16 protein-coding genes, 2 tRNA genes and 3 pseudogenes are annotated in these 21,544 nt (G+C 49.0%); 7 read left to right on the forward strand and 14 right to left on the reverse strand.

Annotated features, from left to right (window positions below; all coding sequences use genetic code 11):
- Window positions 1-31: 31 nt before the first annotated feature.
- The 10 genes from AC3FLX_RS27115 to AC3FLX_RS27160 all read right to left on the reverse strand — a co-directional run bounded on the left by AC3FLX_RS27115 (window position 32) and on the right by AC3FLX_RS27160 (window position 7,422).
- Window positions 32-658, reverse strand: coding sequence for a FliH/SctL family protein (locus AC3FLX_RS27115; RefSeq protein WP_488700436.1), 627 nt, complete (start codon window positions 656-658; stop codon window positions 32-34).
- Window positions 655-1,257 carry a type III secretion system domain-containing protein gene (locus tag AC3FLX_RS27120; RefSeq protein ID WP_488700437.1) on the reverse strand — a complete coding sequence of 201 codons (603 nt, stop codon included), beginning with the start codon at window positions 1,255-1,257 and terminating at the stop codon, window positions 655-657. The genes AC3FLX_RS27115 and AC3FLX_RS27120 overlap by 4 nt, the downstream gene beginning before the upstream one ends.
- Window positions 1,250-1,999, reverse strand: coding sequence for a type III secretion system inner membrane ring lipoprotein SctJ (gene sctJ, locus AC3FLX_RS27125; protein ID WP_488700438.1), 750 nt, complete (start codon window positions 1,997-1,999; stop codon window positions 1,250-1,252). Before sctJ ends, AC3FLX_RS27120 begins: the two co-directional genes overlap by 8 nt.
- Complete coding sequence (locus AC3FLX_RS27130) at window positions 1,996-2,343, reverse strand: hypothetical protein (RefSeq protein ID WP_488700439.1); 348 nt, start codon at window positions 2,341-2,343, stop codon at window positions 1,996-1,998. The genes sctJ and AC3FLX_RS27130 overlap by 4 nt, the downstream gene beginning before the upstream one ends.
- A gap of 73 nt (window positions 2,344-2,416) precedes the next feature.
- Window positions 2,417-2,752, reverse strand: coding sequence for a DUF1039 domain-containing protein (locus AC3FLX_RS27135; RefSeq protein ID WP_488700440.1), 336 nt, complete (start codon window positions 2,750-2,752; stop codon window positions 2,417-2,419).
- Window positions 2,753-2,755: 3 nt separating this feature from the next.
- Window positions 2,756-2,977, reverse strand: coding sequence for a hypothetical protein (locus AC3FLX_RS27140; RefSeq protein ID WP_488700441.1), 222 nt, complete (start codon window positions 2,975-2,977; stop codon window positions 2,756-2,758).
- 15 nt (window positions 2,978-2,992) lie between these two features.
- Window positions 2,993-3,694 carry a helix-turn-helix transcriptional regulator gene (locus AC3FLX_RS27145; protein ID WP_488700442.1) on the reverse strand — a complete coding sequence of 234 codons (702 nt, stop codon included), beginning with the start codon at window positions 3,692-3,694 and terminating at the stop codon, window positions 2,993-2,995.
- A gap of 152 nt (window positions 3,695-3,846) precedes the next feature.
- A complete protein-coding gene (locus AC3FLX_RS27150; protein WP_488700443.1) occupies window positions 3,847-4,230 on the reverse strand; it encodes a CesT family type III secretion system chaperone in 384 nt (127 codons plus the stop codon).
- A 70-nt stretch (window positions 4,231-4,300) separates the two neighbouring features.
- Window positions 4,301-5,695, reverse strand: coding sequence for a hypothetical protein (locus AC3FLX_RS27155; RefSeq protein ID WP_488700444.1), 1,395 nt, complete (start codon window positions 5,693-5,695; stop codon window positions 4,301-4,303).
- Between the two features lie 1,648 nt (window positions 5,696-7,343).
- Window positions 7,344-7,422 (reverse strand) — tRNA-Ile (locus AC3FLX_RS27160).
- Window positions 7,423-7,637: 215 nt separating this feature from the next.
- Here AC3FLX_RS27160 and AC3FLX_RS27165 point away from each other — a divergent pair.
- Together AC3FLX_RS27165 and AC3FLX_RS27170 are read left to right on the forward strand one after the other, a co-directional pair.
- Window positions 7,638-7,713, forward strand: a tRNA-Arg gene (locus tag AC3FLX_RS27165).
- 249 nt (window positions 7,714-7,962) lie between these two features.
- Entirely contained in the window at window positions 7,963-8,577 is a 615-nt protein-coding gene (locus tag AC3FLX_RS27170) for an ankyrin repeat domain-containing protein (RefSeq protein WP_488700502.1), read from the forward strand.
- Window positions 8,578-8,947: 370 nt separating this feature from the next.
- Here AC3FLX_RS27170 and AC3FLX_RS27175 read toward each other — a convergent pair.
- Both AC3FLX_RS27175 and AC3FLX_RS27180 read right to left on the reverse strand, forming a co-directional pair.
- Window positions 8,948-9,822 (reverse strand): annotated as a pseudogene (locus AC3FLX_RS27175) (IS3 family transposase); the annotation flags it as partial.
- Window positions 9,823-9,996: 174 nt separating this feature from the next.
- Window positions 9,997-10,731, reverse strand: coding sequence for a response regulator (locus AC3FLX_RS27180; protein WP_488700445.1), 735 nt, complete (start codon window positions 10,729-10,731; stop codon window positions 9,997-9,999).
- Between the two features lie 186 nt (window positions 10,732-10,917).
- Here AC3FLX_RS27180 and AC3FLX_RS27185 point away from each other — a divergent pair.
- Window positions 10,918-11,091, forward strand: a pseudogene (locus AC3FLX_RS27185) (integrase core domain-containing protein); the annotation flags it as partial.
- Window positions 11,092-11,705: 614 nt separating this feature from the next.
- On the opposite strand, the pseudogene AC3FLX_RS27190 reads toward AC3FLX_RS27185, so the two are convergent.
- Window positions 11,706-12,695 (reverse strand): annotated as a pseudogene (locus tag AC3FLX_RS27190) (IS3 family transposase); the annotation flags it as partial.
- Window positions 12,696-13,770: 1,075 nt separating this feature from the next.
- Here AC3FLX_RS27190 and AC3FLX_RS27195 point away from each other — a divergent pair.
- Window positions 13,771-14,682: a hypothetical protein gene (locus AC3FLX_RS27195; RefSeq protein WP_488700446.1), complete on the forward strand. Its 912-nt coding sequence runs from the start codon at window positions 13,771-13,773 to the stop codon at window positions 14,680-14,682.
- Between the two features lie 178 nt (window positions 14,683-14,860).
- Here the strand turns inward: AC3FLX_RS27195 and AC3FLX_RS27200 are convergent, their stop codons facing one another.
- Window positions 14,861-15,196 (reverse strand): HdeA/HdeB family chaperone, encoded by a 336-nt coding sequence (locus tag AC3FLX_RS27200; RefSeq protein ID WP_488700447.1) that lies wholly within the window; start codon window positions 15,194-15,196, stop codon window positions 14,861-14,863.
- 758 nt (window positions 15,197-15,954) lie between these two features.
- On the opposite strand from AC3FLX_RS27200, the gene AC3FLX_RS27205 reads away from it, so the two are divergent.
- From AC3FLX_RS27205 to AC3FLX_RS27215, 3 genes are all read left to right on the forward strand, one after another.
- A complete protein-coding gene (locus AC3FLX_RS27205) occupies window positions 15,955-17,157 on the forward strand; it encodes a hypothetical protein (protein WP_488700448.1) in 1,203 nt (400 codons plus the stop codon).
- Between the two features lie 1,529 nt (window positions 17,158-18,686).
- A complete protein-coding gene (locus tag AC3FLX_RS27210; RefSeq protein WP_488700449.1) occupies window positions 18,687-20,810 on the forward strand; it encodes a hypothetical protein in 2,124 nt (707 codons plus the stop codon).
- A gap of 398 nt (window positions 20,811-21,208) precedes the next feature.
- Window positions 21,209-21,361: an SEC-C metal-binding domain-containing protein gene (locus tag AC3FLX_RS27215; RefSeq protein WP_488700503.1), complete on the forward strand. Its 153-nt coding sequence runs from the start codon at window positions 21,209-21,211 to the stop codon at window positions 21,359-21,361.
- Window positions 21,362-21,544: the final 183 nt, after the last annotated feature.

Consider the following 21,544-nt stretch of genomic DNA (forward strand, 5'->3'; position numbering starts at 1 on the left):
TCGAATCGATGCTAGATGGCATTCAAAAAAACTATTTGTCTAGCCTTGGAAAATCGTTAATAGACCTCAATAATCGACTGAGGTGGCTCTCAATATCTATTTTTATTCTGGCAAACTTATTTTCTAAAATTGCCGTACCCGTATCGATATTGGAATCAACAATTATCTCAAATGAGATGTCATCGGGAAACGAACGCACTACCTCCTCAAAGTCGAGCGGAGAAATATGTACCGAGAACGCGCCTCTGGCAGACATCTCGTTTATACACGTCCTGATTTTCGCGGAAATTAGGTCGGCTCGACTGGCTTCACCGGCAAATTGTCTGACCACATCAGCGACCCATTCGCAGCACATTTTTTCCACACGGGAAGCTAGTTTCATCTCTAGATCATGAGCATCCATCAGCCAATGTATGGAATCAGAAATTGCGGCAGTGGTCGCCTCATGGACATGTGCACAGACTTGAGAATGTCCTTCGCTGACTATCTCCCTTTGACGTTCGCGTGCTTTTCGTAGGATGCTTGCGGCCCGGATACGGGCGCACCTCAGTATGTCGACCGCCTCAAAAATTTTTTCAAATTTATCCCGGTTTATAACACCAGAAATCGAACTTGATTCGACGTGTAAATGCGGAACCTTTAAAAGAAATGGGTTCATAAAATTCTATCCATCTTGAATAGCAACGGCAGCGGGTGGGAATCGGGAATCAGGCTAGTATCTGGGTGAGGGAGCGGGAAACACCCCGCTAGGGCCTGCCATACTGGGCAATCACCAAGCTGGCGGTTTAGCCACGCACACCCAATTTCCAGCAACCTCGATGAATGTCGGTCAACGTCTACTGGCGTTTCAATGCCGCCTACCGGCACCAATATCGCAAGCTGTTCGCATGACTGACTCCCCAACATCTTCCTCAACCGATCGCCGAACCCCCGAAGCAGCATATATTCAGGAGAGCCAAGTGCACAAAATCCAAGTGCTGGCAACAACTTTGGCAAGCGCGATTCAAGACCGATCAGGCGAGCCTGATCGACGTTAAGAGCGGCCGGTAATGCTGTAAGAGGGAAGCCGCGTCTTCGGACGATGAGTGTGTCAAGCTCCCGTCTGCAACCAGGATGCATCCTATAATCTTCCTGCCATCCTTCAAGCCCCAGCTCCGCCCACCAGGATTCATGTAGAGATCTCCCCGGGTGCCACGCCAATGTGTGCAACCGCTGAAGCTCCGGCGTTAGCACTACATTGGCCGGAAGTTCACGCATCGCCGACTTCACTACGAGTACTCCTGCGCGATACTGTGACCAGTAGCCACACAGCCACGCACAGTCCCATAAAAATGGCCGCCCCAAGTATGGCGGCTAGCGTCACATGGTCTTTTGTCCAGGAGCGCCAGGCTGACGGTCCCTGCTTTACTTTCGTATCCAAGTAACGAATGTCTGCGGGCTGCATCACGACACTGATTTCGCTGGGCTCAACACCGGGAACACCTTCCGCGACCAAACTGCGAATTTGCATCTCATAATTCAAAAGATTTATGAGTGGGGAATACTTTACGAAAACAGCCACAGAAGGCCTCGTCATCGACTTCCCATGTTCGTCGGTCTTTTCAGCAATGGCGACTCTCGCACTGATCACTCCGTCCATTACCGAGATCATTCCTTCAATCTGCTGTTCTTTGAGCAGTTGAATCTTGGCTCGTTCCTGGGAGGGTGACGTCACTAGCTGATTCGCTGGAAACAGGTCCTCCATTACTAGGCGTTTCTTCCTGGGTAAGCCATTCAAGCGTAAGACCTCAACAGCGGACACGAAAGCATCGTCGTTTACTCGAATGGTAATCAACCCTCCCTTTTCCTGGACCTTCTGCGCTTCGATATGGTTCAGCATTAATAGGGAGATCATCTCATTTGCCTCGGCCTCGGAGATGTTCGAGAACAAAACAACCTTACATCCACCAAGAAAAAGAGCGCAAGCAATAACCAACCAACGAGCACCACGATGAATCATGACATCGACGTTAATTTATTAATCCCCATTGCTGCAGAACCAAGTATTTTTGAAAGCACCGTCATGGATCGCAAATGACCCTGATAGGTGGACTCGGTATCAAGCAGTTGTTGAACGCCTACAAATCCATTAGGACCATCCATATCTGTACGCCGGACGGCTTCCAGCAAGGCGCCCCCCCTTTCCGCGCTCTGCCGCATCTCAGACAAGAGCATCGATTCTGGTTTTGGTGCCTTCGCAACCATTAGCGCAGCGAACTGATCCGCCTCAGAATAGCCGGCCGAATCATCGACGCCATTTACATTCATGAACGGTATCGAATAAGCTTTCGTTTCAGAAACCATTGGTCAAATCCTTCGTGAAGTTGTGATTTCGGCAGAACCGCCTATAAATATATATGTTCAGCGCCCATTTATATCAATATTTTGCAAATCTTTTGCAACACAGTTTTTCAACTAATTCAAAATTAATCTCGCAGAAATTCATTCCCGAATCGTCACGCTCCATAAGATAAATTGCCATCTCTGACATTTTTTTAGCGTCATCCCCGGTGACATCGGAAAGCATTAAGACGGCTTCTCTATATTTTCGAATTTCTATGAGAATGCACGCAATAAACAAAACACGATCGAGTTCATCGTAGATCAGGAGATCAATGGATTCACACAATATTTTAAGCTCACGAAATAATCCGTGTTTTGCTGCGCAAAGTATTATTTTTAGAATCGATTTTCTTTCTTCAGTGCCAAGCATTCTTCAATTTATATTGGAAATGATTTTCATTTGCATGTCATGCAACGCCTTCATCATTCCCGAATATGCATTGGTTTTCCTCTGGGTGTCGTTTACTTTTTCCTGGGCCGCAAGATAATCTATCGTCTCCCCCGTAGTTGCAGCCTGTTTCATTGCGCTCTCAGCCTCTCGCTGGCTACTTTTGACGCTAGTATCCAAGTAACCTAACAAATCCATATTTGACATAACACTTCCTCGCGATTATCTAAGATCAGAAATACGTCGATATTGACTTGGACTGCAGTCAAAACGAGCTCGAAAACTAGAGCTAAAATGTGAATGACTATTAAATCCGCTAGCAAAAGCAATGTCAGAAAATGACATCGATGTGTTTAGCACTAATTTACGCGCATTTCTCAGTCGACATTCAATTAACCACTCCTTAACGGACATATTGAATTTTTCAGAAAACACCATATTTAGCTTGCGAACTGATATTCCGAGTGCCTTCGCGTACGTTGCTGCCGACCAGGGACGAAGGCTGTTGGCCTCGATGAACTCGAATAGATCTCGACTTCCATCTACGATGTAATGCAAAAACCTTGAAAAATATTCCGGCTCGCGCGTGAGGCAGTGCATATAAACAACTCTAAGCAACGCTAACGGATCGGCGCCACCAAGCTTCTTAATCAACTCCATAGACTCCAAAGGAATAGTTGTACTCTTTACCTTTTCTGTCCAAAACGGCTTGGAACACTTGTAGTGAGACGTGATGCGATGCAGGTCGCTATAGATCATCTGAAAGTCCCCGCATCGGTACACAAAAGAATCGACATCCTTGGAATCAGCAGCTGCTATAGAATCTGCATGGGCAAACGCCAACGCACCTTCCTGCAGATCGAAAAACTCATCTTGACAGAAGAGCTTTCCAGGGCGCCTAAAGATAAATAGTTTGATTGCCACAGATCGTCTCCGCCGCTACTTGTTGCATCTCCGTATCGTCGCACCATAAGACGCCTTTTCTGATCAGGTGAACACCTGAAAGTCCACTTTGTACATGAAGAGAGCATCATTATCTAAAGCTAGCAACGGACTAAGAGTCCTCGCAGCCAATTTCAAGTGAAGCGTGCGCTCCAGGTTCTCAACATCGAAATATAGTTAGAGAAGATCGCTTCTAATGCACCCGGAACGATATCGGAACAATATATCTGTTGATACAGTATTAACATACCGCTTGACGATTCCATTCCAAACGATGCTCCACCGTCTCGTAATGAACGAAAATTCTCCCCAAGCATTTCAGCGTAGATACTATGGGAAATAGCAGTTGAAAGATTCTCAGTGAGAAGGCTCATCACTAACAGGCAGTTATTGTTTCCATGTGCTCGGATAACAACGGGATATATCTCGTCTACTAAAATATGGCACAAGCCATCTCGATCGAAAAACAATTCAGAAAGTCCTATTATCCGACCAAAGCTCGTCAAAAATTCGTTCATATGCAACGCAAACTTGTATATTTAATCAATCACTTGTATTGTCGGCTACCTCGCCATTATTTAAATGGCATCACCTTTCTGCAAATCTCGCTCTAGCGCCATCTCCAGAAATAAGGTTATCTATCTTCTTAGCCAGTAGTTCTTCAGATTTTCTTTGCAGAGAAGCGACGCCCGTCAATTGCGCCAACTTGAAGGCTCTAAGGTATAAAGGATTAATCCCTAAATCGACAAGAGTCGATTTTATAAATTTCCTGGACAGGGCATTCTCGTCACGCCTATCCCGTAGCATCTCAATCGTTTCCGAAATGCATTGAGATTTTTCGTTATTCTTCGGGATCTCGACCAACGAGTTATTTTTGTTTCTGGCAGAGGAATAGATAAGCCATATTGCTGTTAAGATTGAGGCGCCCAGTCCTATCGCAATACCAACGAGCGGATTCGCAATCCCAAGCAAAACTAGGGCCAACGAACATCCACCGAATACGGTCGAAATTGCGCCGTACACCAGTCTATTTTTAGCGACTTGAAGATCGGTTGATGATTTCGTTTCATTGGCCTTACTATGACCAAGCAATGACTGTGATAATTTCAAAACAGACATGTCAAGCTCGCTCTTTGTCATATGCATCTCGTACTTCCTTCGTCTTACATGATCCTGAAAGAAGGTTGGCAAGTCCTTTCTGGATACCAATTCGTCGTGTACTTTCTTTGTGATCTCAGACGATTGAGATATATTCTTGAGAGATCCGTCTAACGCTGCTATTTTGGAAAGTACTTGCTTACTAGCTTCGTCACTATTTTTTGCTACTCTATACGCCAACACTCCGGACACAATATGGGCACCGCCTATTGCAGTTACTATTGCTGGGCCCGCAATGGACAACGCGGCTCCGTTCACGGCGATCGAAAAAAACGTCGATATTTGCTTGGTGAATGCGCAAGCGGCGTTGCCGGACTGCAATAGGGTGTCGCGGAAAAATGTCACGCAGTGGCCCTTGAAATTCCTCTTTGCTACGTCGATGTCTTTGTGGGATAGCTCAGATGTCAAAAATGAATCCAATGATTTTTGTTGGAGATCCGCTTCATTTTCTCTGATGGTTAAATGTTTATTTTTGAATGCTTCTCTTACCGCGGCAAACCTCTCTTCAAGAGGACGGGCATCGCTCGAGCTGCGTGCTGCAAAGAACTCTTTTATCGCTTTATAAAAAGCTGTCGCTCCCGCGACGGCCTGGATAGTCGACATAACGCCAGCGAGCATTGAGAGTCCCCGTTCGGAGATCCGCATTGTTGCCTCCGGTGGTTTTAGTTCACCAAAGTGCGAAACTAGCTTGGTGGCAAAATGAGCGACTCGTCCAACGGTGACAGTGGCCCACACGCCCAAGAACTTGAAGTTGAATTTCGCGACTTCGTTGATTTTATATTCGACGCCGGAATTGATAGCTAAAATTGCCGAAGCTGGATCCATTTTACTTCTATCTCCAAATTCTAAAAGAATGTTTTGTGGGTATAATATTTTTGTTAGATATATTTGATCGATATTTCTTAAATGTATGGCGACATACGCCCAGATATTACTAGGCGTAAAATATATACGTAAATCACATGACGGAAATTATTCTTGCATATAAATAGGCGACCATATAGTCGTCGTCTGGCACGGTAGCATATGTATCAGAAATTTATTTTAGATAATATCAAAATATTGTCATAATTTGACATCGCCCTTTAGGCTATTTTTCAGTGAAATAATATTCGAATAACGTTAAAATATTCCCAAAGATTTACCTGGCACTCGTATTCCAGAGGGGGTACGGAGAATCTCGTTGTTGTCTACGGCTACTTTACGGCCGGCGGCACGGTGAGGAAGCAGGGTTTCGCTGATGGCGCTTCACATTTACTTAAATTTCGAGATCGTGACGAAGGCGAGCGTTAGAGCTCTCGTGTAAAGATTTTTCCTCATTACGTCGACAAGACGGATGCTCGTAACCCCGAACGATGAATTTGCCTCATCGCGGGGCTGTTGAGGTTCAGAAGCGTGTCGCGGCTCGGTCTGTCAGGTGCGAATGCACATTCATTCTGATTCCCCGCCTGATCTGGAGGAAATCGATATGCAAGCACGAGGACGCCGGCAGCTACCAGCCCAAAGAGTTTCGGGAGCAGGTCCCTTCCAACGTAAGCCAGCTAGCGTGATCGATCACAGGCGTGGTAATGGAGCACGCGCTAAACTCGACCATCGCCTCCGAGTTGCGGCGTCACAAGGCAGCCTAGGGCTGTCCCCGTCACGCACCGATTTGCTTTCATAATTTGAATGCGGAGGTGGTAGCGCCTCTGGTGAGCTAGATGCATTACGTGTCGTTCTGACATGTGACGACACATGATGATCCTAGGATTGTCCGCGGGCAAGGGCCTGACTGGCTGCGCGCGTGGCATGCCTGCGAGCATGCCTTTAACAGTTGATAGGCCACGGTCGGCACACGTCGCCGCATCAACGTTGCGACATTGTGTGCGTGAGTCCAAATCCAACTCTCGACAATCCTTGAAGGTGTCGATTTGCGCCAGTCGATACGCATTTCGAAGGTGATCTCGACGTCAACTTGGCACTGGTTCTTCGGTTCCTCGATGCCTGAATCGAACACGTGACGACCCTGATCGCAAAACTGCAAGGCATAAAGTCGAGTATGGATGTCGTAGCAGTTGGACAGCTAGATCGATACAACCCAATTACGGCTGACACCGGAGCTGGCCGGAATTCCGTCTTGTCGTCCATAGACGCACCTACAGCGTTTCATGCCCAGTTCGTTTCCTAGTCGGCGCCCCACGGCTCACAGCTTTGCCGGACGTCGAAACGTTCGCGTATTCTTTAACTGAGAGCCGGTGCGGAGTAGGAGGCTCATCGATACGAAATATTGCAGCCATTGGGAAGTATCGGAGATCGATCAACCAATGCCGAGCGCACAGCGTCGCGTCAGCCCGTGTTGACAGTGCGACTCCGCCATATCTGGCGCAATCAGACTTTGTGGCAAGCGCGCACGACGGGGAAAGCAGCGCTCGAAATAGCACCTTCGTGGTCCCTGCAGCCAGCCAAAGAACTTCTCCCGGGCTACCGTGATGTTTGGTGGGCCCCCCGTGAGTCGAACACGGCACCAATGGATTATGAGTCCACTGCTCTAACCACACATGAGCTAGAGGCCCTTTGATCAATAAGCTAGTTTCCTACACAATTCTTCATATCGAAATTTGAATGCATAAATATTAGCTACTGATAAGGTTGAGCGCTAGCGAAAATCTTCAATTGTTGTAGATATTGCGCCGATACGCTCATTTGTCACATGCAAATTGGTTGCTAACGTAGTACGCTCTACCCCCAGTGGCTTCGTAGACTTTTATTTGCGTCTATGCAATCTAAACCGCCCTTAGCTCAGTGGATAGAGCACTTGCCTTCTAAGCGAGCGGTCAGAGGTTCGAATCCTCTAGGGCGGGCCACAAAAATATTTGCTAACGTGGCGGAAATCGATTGTAGAGATTTGGGTTTTGGAGCGAGTTTTCGCTGTTCAATGCGTGTTAGGTAGCGACCAACATAGCAGGGCGATGCTGGACGTCGCGCTCCAATGGCAATATGGTTTGCCATGACCCCACGGATGACCACTCCATGTATATAAATAATTCACATTCAAGACTCTTGGATATGGAATATCTATAATGGATATATATTCAGGAATATATAGTCAACATATGTCGAGGAGGCGAAAAGGATGTTCTGAATGCAGTTTGCATCACAATCCAGAACTTGTCGATCGCACCCTCAGCGACTCACTTCCAGAATCATCGGAAGTGAATTCTAATTCGAATAATTCGCGAGACGTAACTGCCTTGGCGATTGCTATAAAATATGGCCCGCTCCATCGCGTAAGATCCTGCTTAGAAAAGCACCACATAGACCCCAATCATGGATTAAAAAGCTGCTGCACTTCGCTAATCGAAGCAACTATTTTGAATCGACTTGAAGTCGTACGAGAGTTGCTTCAGGATCGCCGTATTGACCCAAATCTACAATGTAAGGAAGGAAGGACGGCCCTTATTTTTGCCGTAGAGCATAATTATCCACTAATTGTAAGAGAACTTCTCAAACATCCAGATCTCGATCCGAATATCGCTTTGAGGAACGGTATGACTGCATTGATGATTGCGTCGTCGACTGATCAGCTTAACATAGCTTCCATGCTAATCGCAGACAGGAGACTCATAGTAGATTTGGTGCGTCGAGATGGAAAAACTGCGCTTGCACTCGCTTTAGACGCCGAGCACAATCTGCTCGCGCGGTTGCTGAGTAGAAACGCGGCATTGTGATTTGTCACGCTGGATGCCGCTAGGGGCGCCCGCCTTTCATCATGGGCGCAGCGCTGAGCTGCGCGCAGGAGAGGGCTAAAACTGAAGCCCAGAGATGCTGATTGATGACGGTGCGCAGCGATTGCCGCGACCCATGACGCGCCACTTGCCGAACACACCATACAGGTCTTGTTTGGACCGCGAACCGGCCACTTTGACATCCCCAAGTGCCGGTGACGGAATTGTTGGCTTGGCACCGCGATGTGATGTTCCACTTATATTCATTCATACATAAATCCTCAGAATAGAATTTTCGAGTGCTGACAATGACCTGCCCCCGGTTTTCGTACGAAGAGCAACTAGAGTCCAGGGTTAAAAACTCTGTCTGCCGCTGAGCGAATTGCGCAGGGGTCAGGTAGCCGAGCGAGCTATGAGGCCGCTCGGTGTTGTACTCATTGCGCCAATCTTCAATCAGCGTCTTGGCGTGACGCATCGAAACAAACCAGTGTTCGTTCAGGCATTCGTCGCGGAGCCGACCGTTGAAGCTCTCGATATAAGCATTCTCCACAGGCTTGCCCGCCCGTGAACGAGAGCGTAACGCCTGCCTCATAGGCCCACGCATCCAGCACCTTACCAGCGAACTCCGGACCGTTGTCCACCGTGATGGACGCCGGCAAGCCGCGCGCTTCCTTCAACCGCTCAAGAACCTGCATCACCCCCAGGCCCGGCAATGAGGTGTCCACCTCGATAACCAGGCATTCGCGCGTGTAGTCATCCACCACGTTCAGGCACCGGAACCGCCGATCGTGCGCCAGTCCATCCGAGACGAAGTCCATCGACCAACTCTGATTCGGGCCAGTTGTTATCGGCAAGCGCGTGCGTTCGACGGCGGCACCTCGTCGTCGATTCGGCGACGCGATTCATAGTGAAACAGCGAGCGCGAAATCCCTACCAGCCCGCAGGCCCGGGTGACACCCATAGCGCGTTCGGCCACCAACGTCTGGACCGCTTCGCGCCTGGCCTGCGGGCTGACTATTTTCGCGACAACAGATCCTTCAGCGCCACGTTGTCGAGCATCGAATCGGCAAGCAGGCGCTTGAGCTTGTTGTTCTCCTGCTCCGGCTCCTTCAGGCGCTGCGCGTCGGAGACAGTCATCCCGCCGAACTTTGCCTTCCAGTTGTAGTACGTGGCCTCCGAGATGCCGTGTTTGCGGCAAAGCTCCGCGGGCCTCAGGCCCGCCTCGGCTTCCTTCAGCACGCCGATGATCTATTCTTCGGTGAATCGCTTCTTCATGACCGTTCCTCCCGGGAACGGACTCTACATCGTCACGGTACTAAACGCGGGGAGCAGGTCAACAACGCCAACATTTCGGACCGTCGATTTAAACGGCAATGGCAGTACATTTTATACTTCACCGGTAAAACATAATATTGAAATTTTTCAAACACTAATTAATCCAAATCGCCTAGCCAAAATCGATAGTTCTGCGATGTTGTGCGCGTTGAGCTTTCTCATTAAATTTGTTCTATGCGTTTCAACTGTCTTGATGCTGATGAATAGCTGCTCCGCAATTTGCCGATTTTTTCTACCCTCCGCGATAAGTTTTAGAATTTGGCGCTCCCGATTTGTTAGTTTTTCGCCGGAGTAAATTGACATTTCATGAGTTCTAGGCGAAGATCTACCTTCAACCTCAGGGAAGTGGATAGCGGAATCGATATATTTTTCGCCACCCCGGACAACACTTATTGCCGAAATAAGCTTTGCTGCTCCACTTTGCTTCAAAACAAATCCGTTGGCCCCAGCTCTAATAGCTTCAGCAGCCTGAATATCGGATAATGTACTTGATAGAACTATTATCCGTAACGAAGGATTTTTACGACGTAGTATTTGTATAGTGTCAATCCCGTCCAGAGACTTCAAAACAAGGTCCATAACAACTATATCAGGACGTAGTCGGGAACAGAGTTCGATTGCTTCGCCGCCGTCAGATGATTCTCCGATTACGATCGCATACGATTCGCGAAGCAAAAGTTTCAATCCATCTCTTACGATGATTTGTGGGTCTATCAAGAGAATTCTTGTTACTTTTCTGGAACCAACGCATGCCGTCTGGATGGGTAACAACGGATTTTTTAGGAAACTAAACTCGTTGTCACTTTCAAAGGCCTTCAACATTCTTGCTCCTGTGTACTAAGCCTACTATGAGGTATTTTCCCCAATCGAGGCAGATAGGGTGAACTGCCCATTCAATGTAGAGTTCGTAAGTGAGCTTAGAATGAGGGCTGGCGCCGTGAGACGCGCACATTGATTCCCGTCCAAAATTGCGCCCAAGCGGGTGCAAACGCAGGATTTCCTCGGTGGAGCAACGGGATGGCCGAGAGCTTCGTGAAGACCATGAAGCTCGACTGTATCGCCTTCATGCCGATACCTGACGCCGAGCCGGCCGTTCGCAATCTGGCCATTGCCTTTGAGCACTACAACGAGCAGCACCGCCATAGCTCCCTGAATTTCCGCTCTCCGCACGAGTTCAGACGTGCGATGTGCTGTGCGGGAACGGGGCAAACAATCAGGGCTTTCTCCCATATTGCCGCAAGCGTTGTCGTTCAGCGGTTCTCGTCAACGCTGGAAACGCGTTTTCGAAACAATGCATCACATTGTGTTCGGCTAGCCAGGGCAGCTTCAGAGAAACGTGGCTCATGCGTCACGGCGAAAAGACATCGGAGCGGCACTGCGTACCGGCGTTCGCCGCAGCTCTTCAAAAGGCCTCGGATCTTCTGATCTCCTCAATATCGGAGCGATCAGTCGCCTAGCGCTACGCCTTCTTAAGCAATCCCCGTACTAGGGCGTAGTAAATCACGTGCGCGACTCCACAGCTTTCCAGGACACCTCCACTTCCATCGCATGAGTCGTGAATTGTGGCCTTGCTTCACCGCTTTGCACAGTCGGGCGATAGCACCGCGTGGCCGGTCTGTCCGCTGGGACGGGGCGTCCTAGCATGTCGCGCGTCAGCACGTGCCACCACCGGAGATACTTGTTCAGTTCGCTTACGGCTGCACCAAACTCCGGGCGAGGCGAAGTGCGGAGTTCGATTGTATTTCCAATTTTTTGGGGGTGAGCTGCATTGGTTTTGCCCCCCGTGCTTCCGGGCGTCACACCAAGGTTGATGATTCCGCTTTGCGTCTGAACTCGCGAGGCGAGCGATACTTCAACGCGCTATGTGGGTGTTTCTCGTTGTAATGTTCGAACGCAGCCGCCAGGTTACGAACAGCGGTCGCAGCGTACGGCTTGGGTATGAAGGCAACGTAATCGCGCTTCATCGTCTTCACGAAGCTCTTAGCCATGCCATCGCTCTGAGGACGGCATACCCGCGTCGTGAGCGGCTTGAGCCCGAGGCCAGGGGCAAACGCGCGCGTCTCGTGGGCAATGTATCCCGAGCCGTTATCGCTTAGCCATTCAATCGATGCGGGCGCCGCGTCGACATTGCCAAACCGATGTTCCACAGCCGCAAGCATAACGTCGCGGACAATCGTTCCCGGTTTAGCCGCCCGTGGTCGCTACCCAGCTCATCGCCTCCCGGTCGCAGCAATCCAGCGCGAAGGTGACCCGCAATGGCTCGCCGTTCTCACACCGGAACTCGAAGCCATCGGAGCACCATCGCTGGTTGCTTCGCGCCACAGCAACCCGCCCGTCATGTCGTCGTGTGATGGGGGGACGTTTCGGTCTGCGTTGCAGCAGCAGGCCGTGAACACGCATGACCCGGTAAATGCCTTTCACGTTCACCGGCCAATGCCGCGCGCCTCACGCTGGCTGCGAATCAAGCCCCAAACGCGCCGGTAGCCGTAGCTCGGCAAATCGGCGACGGCATGCTGGATCTCCGTCACCAACTCCGCGTCGTCTGTCTGCACGGCCCTGCGCCCATCTTGCCAACCTGCCGAGCGTGCGCGCCTCACCGTGACGTTTGAGCACGCAACGCCGAGGACATCACAGACCCCTGCTTCACAGGTCGTCCCCCGGCAATAATGGCGAGCGCGCTATCCATTTTTTGCCCGACCGTAAGGACACGCCGTTGCCTGCGCATCCTCCCCTAAAAACCGTATGGGCGAGTTTCCTCGCATACGGCTCAAGCCCTCACGAAACTGCATATAACTAAACAGCCGGCTAGTATCCAGCCGGCGCATCGATTAAGGGTCGTCATTCAATGCGAGCCCCGAAGGGGCAGACACCAAGACGGCGTTCTCCCATGCTCTCCCTCTTCGAACCTAGACCAATTCTCTGCGCCCGAGGACCCGGCAGAAGTCTGCTCGCTTTCGCGCAGGGCAATGTTGCAGCCCCTATCCGTGCCATTACGGCACGGCCTTCGCTTTTTCCGCCTTCTCATACCCGCACGGTCGACAGCTTTCCTTACGGTCAGCCTGCCTGACGGCAACCATACGGGCTTACCACGTTCCCGCACCATCACACGACTGAGTTAGGGCCAGCCTCTTCGGCGGTTGCTCGATTGGCGACGTATCGCGTGGTAGGAGAACGATATCCTGCCACATTCCATTTTTGGGCAATGCCTATCGGCAGCTTTGGTATTTCAATAGTAACGACGTTTATCAGCGATTCACATGTGTTGCCCTTATCAGCCAGCCTAGCGTCTCAACCTCGGTGCCGCTCGGAGCTTCCGTGCAAGTACTTCACAGCACTACACGCTTTCGGACTTCATCGTCAGAGCGGCTTCGCACCTCACCGTTACCAGCAACGCACGCGCTCTTAGCGCTACCGTCGGTCGCACGACGGGTCCACTACCGCAAAGGACAACCATTTGACGGTTGGACAATGATGAAACGAGCATGCACTGCACCCGGTCGCCCGGACCTCATGCTTCATGTCGCACCCTACCCGCTATTTTAAGGTAGAAACCGTGTGCGGCTCTTCAGGGGCCGCTCCAGTCGGCACTAAGCCTTGTCATTAATGCTACTCAGTTCCAGCGCCAGCCACGCGCACGAACGTGTAGTGTCGCACGCGACAGAAAACTAGCACGTACTACTCACGAGCACCCAGGGAAGTAAGAGAAATTTGTATTGAATGCACCTTTATTAAAAAGGTCCCAAGATTTTGGCATATCATGCTTTTGCCGGGTTCCCGGCATTAAACAAATAAGTATTTTGAAGAATCTTTCCACATAGCTAAACCTATACTTCTATCAATATGCCATACTTTAACGGAAGCATGACCACCCAAACGGCGGCCTCACCGAGAATCACAAATGCGCTTTTGGAAATTTGTAACAGCACCACGGAAACTCCATGCAGCAAGGAGGACTATGAAAAAATCTACTATAATGTTGCCGTTAATAGAAAAGAAATAAAAGTTAACGGGATTCCGGTCGATTTCAGCTGGCTTCTCAGTGAGGAGTCCATTTCCGACGCCGATAAAGGAAAGGAAGTTGTGGATACGTTGACAAAGCAGCTTGCTGGCACGATCCCCAAAGAAAAGAATTCCGCAACGATTGCAAGAAAAATTATAGAAGAGATAACTTCTCCTGATGGATGCATGAGTCATGACATAAGAGCAGTAAATGCCACCACCGAAAATTCAAAGATTAATGGGACTCGATTTGAAATGCCAGCACCAACTCGCGAGTTTATTAACATATCAACAGGAAATTGCGACGAGATTGTCGTACACAAAACGTCAGAATGGGATAAATGCTACTCCGTTGATTCCACTGGCAAGATAATTGCCATCGAGCAGACAAATGCGCTTAAGACGGACTTGCAGTGTGTGTTTAACCATCAGCGACTAACGAGTTTAGGGCACGTAATGCGCCTAGACGTTGGCTCCTGGAACCACACAGGCACTTGCGAGCAACTAGTTGCTCACCTGGCAGGAATGGATAAGCTCCCGAGCTTATGGGAGCAGTTTGTGGAGATGCTACGGACATACCTTTTAGGTCAATCTGCAATAATTTTCGAGTTCACAATGCCGGAAAAAACAGAAGCTCCCTCTTCGAATAAAGGCTGTGACCCAAGCCACAGTGGCGAGATAGGAAGTTCGGCCCATTTTATGGCTCTCAATCAAGGAGCTATAAAGGGGAGAACAATGGTAGTCGGCCCGTCCCCTGCGCCGAAGCTCGGGTGAGGTACGTAACATCTAAGCGAGTGGGCTTAACGCCCACTCTTTTCGTGCGAGAGTAATGGACTCTTGGGTCCAGGCTATCGCCGCGATTGATGTTCCAGAAGTCGTATCGGGAATCGATGGCGTCGACACAGATATACCGCACCATTAATACAGAACAAAACACACTTGATGATTGAGACTAATTTCCCTTGAAAATCCTGAGCTTTCCTTGTTGTGCCATTGATTTAACAGCATCAGAAATCTTCACAGTGGGGGTTTTCTTGCATTGCTCAATGACATCTAGCGCAACAGGATGCGCTGTCTCGATGGTCAACTGATCTGTCTCACGCACGCCAATTCCATCGACGCCTGTCGCCCAATATATAATGGCCGGCTTATAGACATCCTCTAGCGCCACGAATTCGGTACAGGTCATTTTAGCTGGCATAACGGTCTTTTGCGGCGACTGTGAAAATGATGAACCAGTCGCCAACAAGGAGCAGCACGCTGCTCCGCACAGTATGGTTTTTTTCATTTGCGTTTCCAGTGATTTGTGATTGTGCCGTCGCGCGGAACGTATCGAACGACTAGGCAATCTTAGTAAAGATTTTGATGAGTGCCACACATTTTGCCAGAGTGAACCCCCGGTTATAGCTCAGCACTCACCAAGTGGCTTACTAAGCGGTCAGGCCTTTACATAGAGAACATCCGTCGCAAGGATGTGGGGACAGAGACCATCGCGATAGGCGGTATCCACGAAACGCGACGACCGCGATCACGTGGTGGTCGGCCCCCGGGCTACGTGGCTATCTATTTCATGAGCCACATACGCTTCCAGCAAGGGTCTGGCGCAGATCGACGGAGATCGCCTGTCGCAACAGTGACCGTAATCCATACAGTCTAAGCACGCGCACGAGTTGCGCCCCCGCCAAGCGTTGCTCCACGCACCATTGCCCGGCGCATGCGCCGGCAATATCCGCCGAAACCTCCCTTGCTCAATTTGCACTTCCGGTGGGCAGATGGCCGCCACCGCCGTGGCCACGGCATCAAAAAGCTGCCGAAGCCAGGAAATTGGCAATCTGCTAGATACCTCTTGCCGGTTGTATTCCGGCCTTGAAAAGGCTACAAATTAATCAATGCTATTGCTAATAGTCATGGTGAAAATGTGTGGTCGCGTCACTATTTTTATAGAAATGAAAGAAATTCTATAGAAGGATTCCAGCATATCAAATATGCTGCCAGAAAAGCTGATCGCCCTATATTTTTTCTTTAGCTAAACAAGGATAGTTTCTAATGCTTATTAAGAATTCACTTGCGACATATTTAGCAATTTCGTCTTTCAGTATATGTGGAATCGCTTCAGCCGAAATACCTTTTGGGAATGGGGCGTGGGTATATGATGCCCACTATACTGCTGACGGGAAACATATTGATGGTCAGGCTGGTAGATTTGTTGACGATATTTCTAAATTCAATCAATCCTCTCCCCCTGAAAGAAGAATTTCGCAAATATTTCCTTACGGTGGAAATATAGAGATGTACTGCGCCGGCTCGGGAGAGTCCGATAAGAGCGCAAGCTGCACTCCGAACTCATTTATAATAAACTATTATCCACCAACAACCATCTCCAAGAAGAATAACAACTGGGGTTATTGGTATAATAATTTAGCGGGTGGTGGTTTCAAGAGTGCGCAATACTATAGAAAATCGTTCGGCGTGAAGAGTGTCATTGTGACCATCGACGGCCGCGTTGATAGCAAAAAAAACGGTCAGTACGACTATCTTGATAATCTAAACACATTAAGCGAAATTGATGCGCGTCATTTTGCCGATATGACGTCTAAAATCATATGCGCAGATAATAATATTGATGGAGTACAGTTTGATATCGAGCCATTCAGCTTCACCGGGAAAGGCGGCAGTTATCAGGGAGTCGGTCAAAAACACTTCTTTACGCGTATCGCGGAAAACTTTTCCGGTAGATTCGACCCCACAAAAAGCGTGGACCCGCTAGGATGCGTCAACAACGCACACCCCAACGGCCGGGTTTTTAGCGTTTTTACTTTCGCTGACGACGTTACAGCGGATGTAATCGACGTCTTCAAAAAGTATGGTAACGGTTATATTGTTGATTCCCTTTATGACTTAGAGGAAAAAAAGAAGGGCGGGGAACTCACGGACGTGAAGGCATTCCGAGAGCTTGTGCGGAACGAGTTGAGAAAGCTCAAAGACAAGAACATCCCGTATCAACTTGCTATTCCCGCTGCCGCGTCAGCTCATGAATTTGAATGGGTTTCGTCAGGCGGTCCAACTGGAGCGTCCCAAGTCGAATATGTTACAGCGGCTCTCGAAGAGATCGACAGCATTCGGTCGGACAAGAACTTCAAAGGTATTGCTGTTTGGTCATGGAACACAGCTATGTGGTGGAATGGTATGCGACTGGAGCCAGCGCAACCAACAGGCGCCGTTCTCGACATTCTTAAAAGTAGAATGTAGGAGGATCAATGGCGAAGCTACTTCTTTCATTTCTTCTTATTCCGTTCATTGTCGCGTGCGGGGGCGAAGACGCCGAGTCCGGAGTAAGCGAACGGAATACCGTTGGGGGGCGCTTAATTCGTAATGATGGCCCGCCAGAGGAATATTAAAAATCAATTCGATTGAGTTGCGGAGAGGAATGTAGGCTCAATGGCTCCGCATATAGTCGTATTGTTCGGCAACGTCTTCACCCACAGGTTTAATCGGAGCCCGCGTCTGCGCAATGCCCCGCAGACGCGGGCAGATAAACCTGGACCTCGCACGGGGGATGCAAGGGCAATGGCTTGCGCTGTGCCGACTCAGACAGTACGCGCGCAGCAAGTCCAATCCTTATCGGAGCGCGCTCTAATCGGTGGAGTTCTTTCGTTCACAGTTCGAGTTGTTTGGTCTCGGCCTTGCCTGTCGCGATGGCACATTGCTTGGAGTCGAAAATATCTTCTGGCTGCTTGCGCCTCTCATCGCCTTCGCGCAGGGTCTCTCTTGAGGGGTCTGGATGCAGTCGGGAGCAATAGTCTGCACGGTGCTGCCGAGACATGCAACTCCGAGATGGACCGGTCCCCGGGGAGTGCCGGCTGGCGCCATCGATGGCTTCAGCATCGAAATTTGGACGGGGCACTGGCACCCACCCCATACCCCTCGTATTTAGCCGTTTCTGAGCACATCCCATCCCCACCACAGGACCTTACCTCCATTTTGACTCCCATCCTATCACGTGGGAATCACTATGGCGGCGCAATTTCCAGGCCGTCCCGACACGCTCTACCTTCATCGCTGCAGCGTACTGCGAGGCTGGGATTACCTCTCCACCTGCGCTCGCGGCATTCCTTCCTAGTATTACTTGCGCCAGTCGAACACTTCATTGGGATTGGGTCCGTACGAGTACAAGATCCGAAACGGGGCTCTCGGCCCTTGTACTGGCGCGGCGACGTGCGCACAACATCTCGCCATGCTGCGTGATGGCGCCTCGTATCAACCGAAATCAGCTAGTGATTGACGAAAGATATAGGGACCCATCCCCCAAATGTGTGCCCCGCCTCAATGGCGGTTCCTGAGCTTGCATGGCAAACCGAGCCGGGCATAAGCTATTCAATTTTGCGTGGCGCATGAGGTCGTCGACCTCAAAAAAGAAGGAGTCACGCAAAAACTATACTCACCAAATCAATGTCGGGCGTTTCTGATTCCTGTGACTCAAGCTACTTCTTTTTTCCCATTCCAATCCATTAGTTTATCTCAGAGTTTTTAGCAAATTCAAAATAGAAGCATCGTACGAATAAATGATTGCCTACTAGATTTAAGTTATTCAAGGCAACAAAGAATGCAATACAATTTTCTACAGATCGAACGGATTTTTCACAAAATTTATGGCCTGGTCTGGATACACTCTCACAGATTGTCATAGTGAATCTGTACGATTATTGATCGCATTCGTTTTGGCAATGACGAGGATGCATTATAGGTAATTTATTTCATATATTAAATTCGAGAGAGTAATGGTATATACCGTAACAGAAAACATGGCCCGCGGGCCCCTTAAAGTAATGAATTATCTGTCTCAGGAAATTCATGAGAAAAAACCGGCTGGAGAGCTTATTCGGTACGATGACATATACAAAAATATCGTCAACAAAAATATTGACCTCCTTGTAGATGGCGAAACAATTGACTTGGAGATTATTCGAACCAATGAAAACATCGGGGACTATGAGAAGGGGGTTGAAATTGTTCGGATATTAACAGAAAAAATATCGAAATCTTTCCCTGATCATCCGGATGCCGAAGAAATCGCTCTTGGTCTTGTCAAAACCATAACTACGCCTGAGTATTTGTCGGCGGATGTTCGTGCGGTCCAAAACTGCACAGATAAGTTTGTTTTTGGTTCGCCTAGTAAACAGTCAATAAATATTCGGCTTTGCGAGGATGGAATAAAGGTTCATAAGTCCTCTGAATGGCACGAAGCTAAAAGTAGACCGAGTACGCGTAGTCTTATGCGTAGTCCTTCGGCTAATTATTTGCAAACCGATGTGCTTTATGAAATTTTTTTCACAAAAGAGACCACCCCCAAAGGAGCCCCAATTTTCGCAAGTCGGATTAGCTCATGGCATCACACCGGTGTATCAGAAGTGGTGAAGGAATTGATGGGGGAAAAGCAAACGCGCACATTTCTCATGTGGTTACAGGATCTTATCGCACATATCTTTGGTCAAGCGGGAATTCGTCACCAAATCACGACGAACTTATCTAAAGAAGAGCAAGAAAGCTTAGCAATAAGCCGAGGCGGAAACGGTAAAGGAATCTCTGGCCGCTCTTTTGAAGGGGAGGATCACTATTTGGCAGATAATCTTGATGCTATCCCAGAAAAGCGCTTTCTGCCTTTGGGGAACGGCGTGCGAGCCTCGGTCAAGCGTCCACAGGATTGGAAAATCGATGTAGCCTCGGAGGAACATCAAAAAAACAAGGTAGCACTCGCGGCGATACCGTCCAAGATTTCTGATCTCGAACAGAAGATTCGCACTGTCGAGCCGTTGATACCCGAGCGGATTCGCCATAACAAAAATAACGAGGATTACAAGAAACTCCTGGCAGAAGCCAAATATGAGAAAAACATTGCTCTGAATATTATCTACGATGAGCATCTTAAAAGCGGCTCTCGTGATTTCAAGCAAGAAATATATGCCCTCGATGGGACAATATCAGATCTTCAGAATCTCTCAGAGAATGCTTCGCTAACGGATGCTGAAAAAATCCTGCTGGAAAAGAGCGTTAGAGAAAAAATATGGCTATCTGGAGAATTGAAAAAGCTCGAGGATCGCTGGATTTTCAATATGAACACTGTGGGGGCTGGAGAGGACTACAATTATCCAAAAGAAGCATTGGAAAAATATGATCTATTTTTAAAAAAAATGACCGAGGCGGAAAATAAGTTCGACAAAATTTTGGAAGCAGACCCAACGTTTGTTCTCCTACGTTTCTTAAAAGGAGAATATAAAAATGCGATTACGGAAGAGAATGCGCTTCGCGCTGAAATAAGGTCTCATGAACGATATGTCGCTAAGCAATTTCTTATTCAACAGGGACGGAAAAAGGAAGCCGATCAAATTAACAGAATCTCCAATACTGAAACACCTCCACTGGAAGAAGTCACTGGTTTAACGGCTTTAACTAATCAATTCGTTCTTTCTACCCGATCCGCGGAGGCGGGGCTGACTGATAAATCAAATAGCAATGATTTCTTAACACTGCTCGACGAACAAGCTGATCGACTTGTTGAATTGGGGGCAAATTTTGAGGCAGTTCAGCAGTGCGCGGAAGCTTGTTCCACCTTAAATAGCTATTTGAAGGATATAGCAACACCGGGAGATTCCCGATGGGTGGAAGCCTCCGAATCTTTGGAACGGACTGTGACTTTGATGCGCATGGTTATGGTGAAAATCCAGAATCGCCGAAACGTCGACATCCCGCTAGGAACAGGTAACGACGTGACTCATGCAGGAGACTTCCATATTCGTTCGGATAACCACGAGCTAGTGCGAAGAAACACGGCTTTGTTTCCATTGTTCGGATTATCGGATGCGCTGATGAAGCAATTCACAGAAACCCGATTCGGAATTTTTTAACGGCAACAGGATTAAGTCACGTTGGTTTCCTTATCATAGCGTGATAAGAAACGGTGTTTTCATCGTCTAGTAATGAGCAGGATTGCAGTGCGTCGGAAAGAAGACGATGCGGATTTTCGACGTACTGCTTTTCACTGAAGATCGCTTCATAAAGCTATGCAAAAATGGCTTGTTAAGGATGATACATCGAGTAATATCGACCGACAAAAATTGAGGTTCGCAAATTCGTCATTCGACGGACTTTGGCCTATGTTGTCGCCACCACGTTGCTCTTGTGGGTCCTAAGCATTTAAGGATGCGCATTCGATTATCGAGAGTTCACGCGAGTTGCTCCTATCGCGTGACGGGGGCCAAGAGCCGAATGTCACAAGTGCTAGGAGCGCTATCTTGTCAAGGCCATACCCGTTCGTCCTCATCAGTTCGAGAAGACTGGGCGCAACGACCCGTGTCCTTATGGATCGGGCAAAAAGTTCAAGAAGTGTGGTTGTGGCTTGACTCACTATTGCAGGCCTGGATCCAACGTAACGCTTCGCGCCTGTGAAAGGCGCTGATTACCCGCGAGCGCTTGTTACTCGCTCGCTCCGATATTGAAGATCTCGCGAACGCGGCGGCAGCTTTGAATCCGACGTGGCTGTGTTGGCGGCCATGCAGGGAGACACGCGCCTTGGAAGCCAAGCTCAGCATGCTTAGAGGTCGCCTGCCCAGACAGTGTCCAAGCAGAGAGCATTCTCTCG

The organism is Cupriavidus sp. 291-E7 (assembly GCF_057798835.1).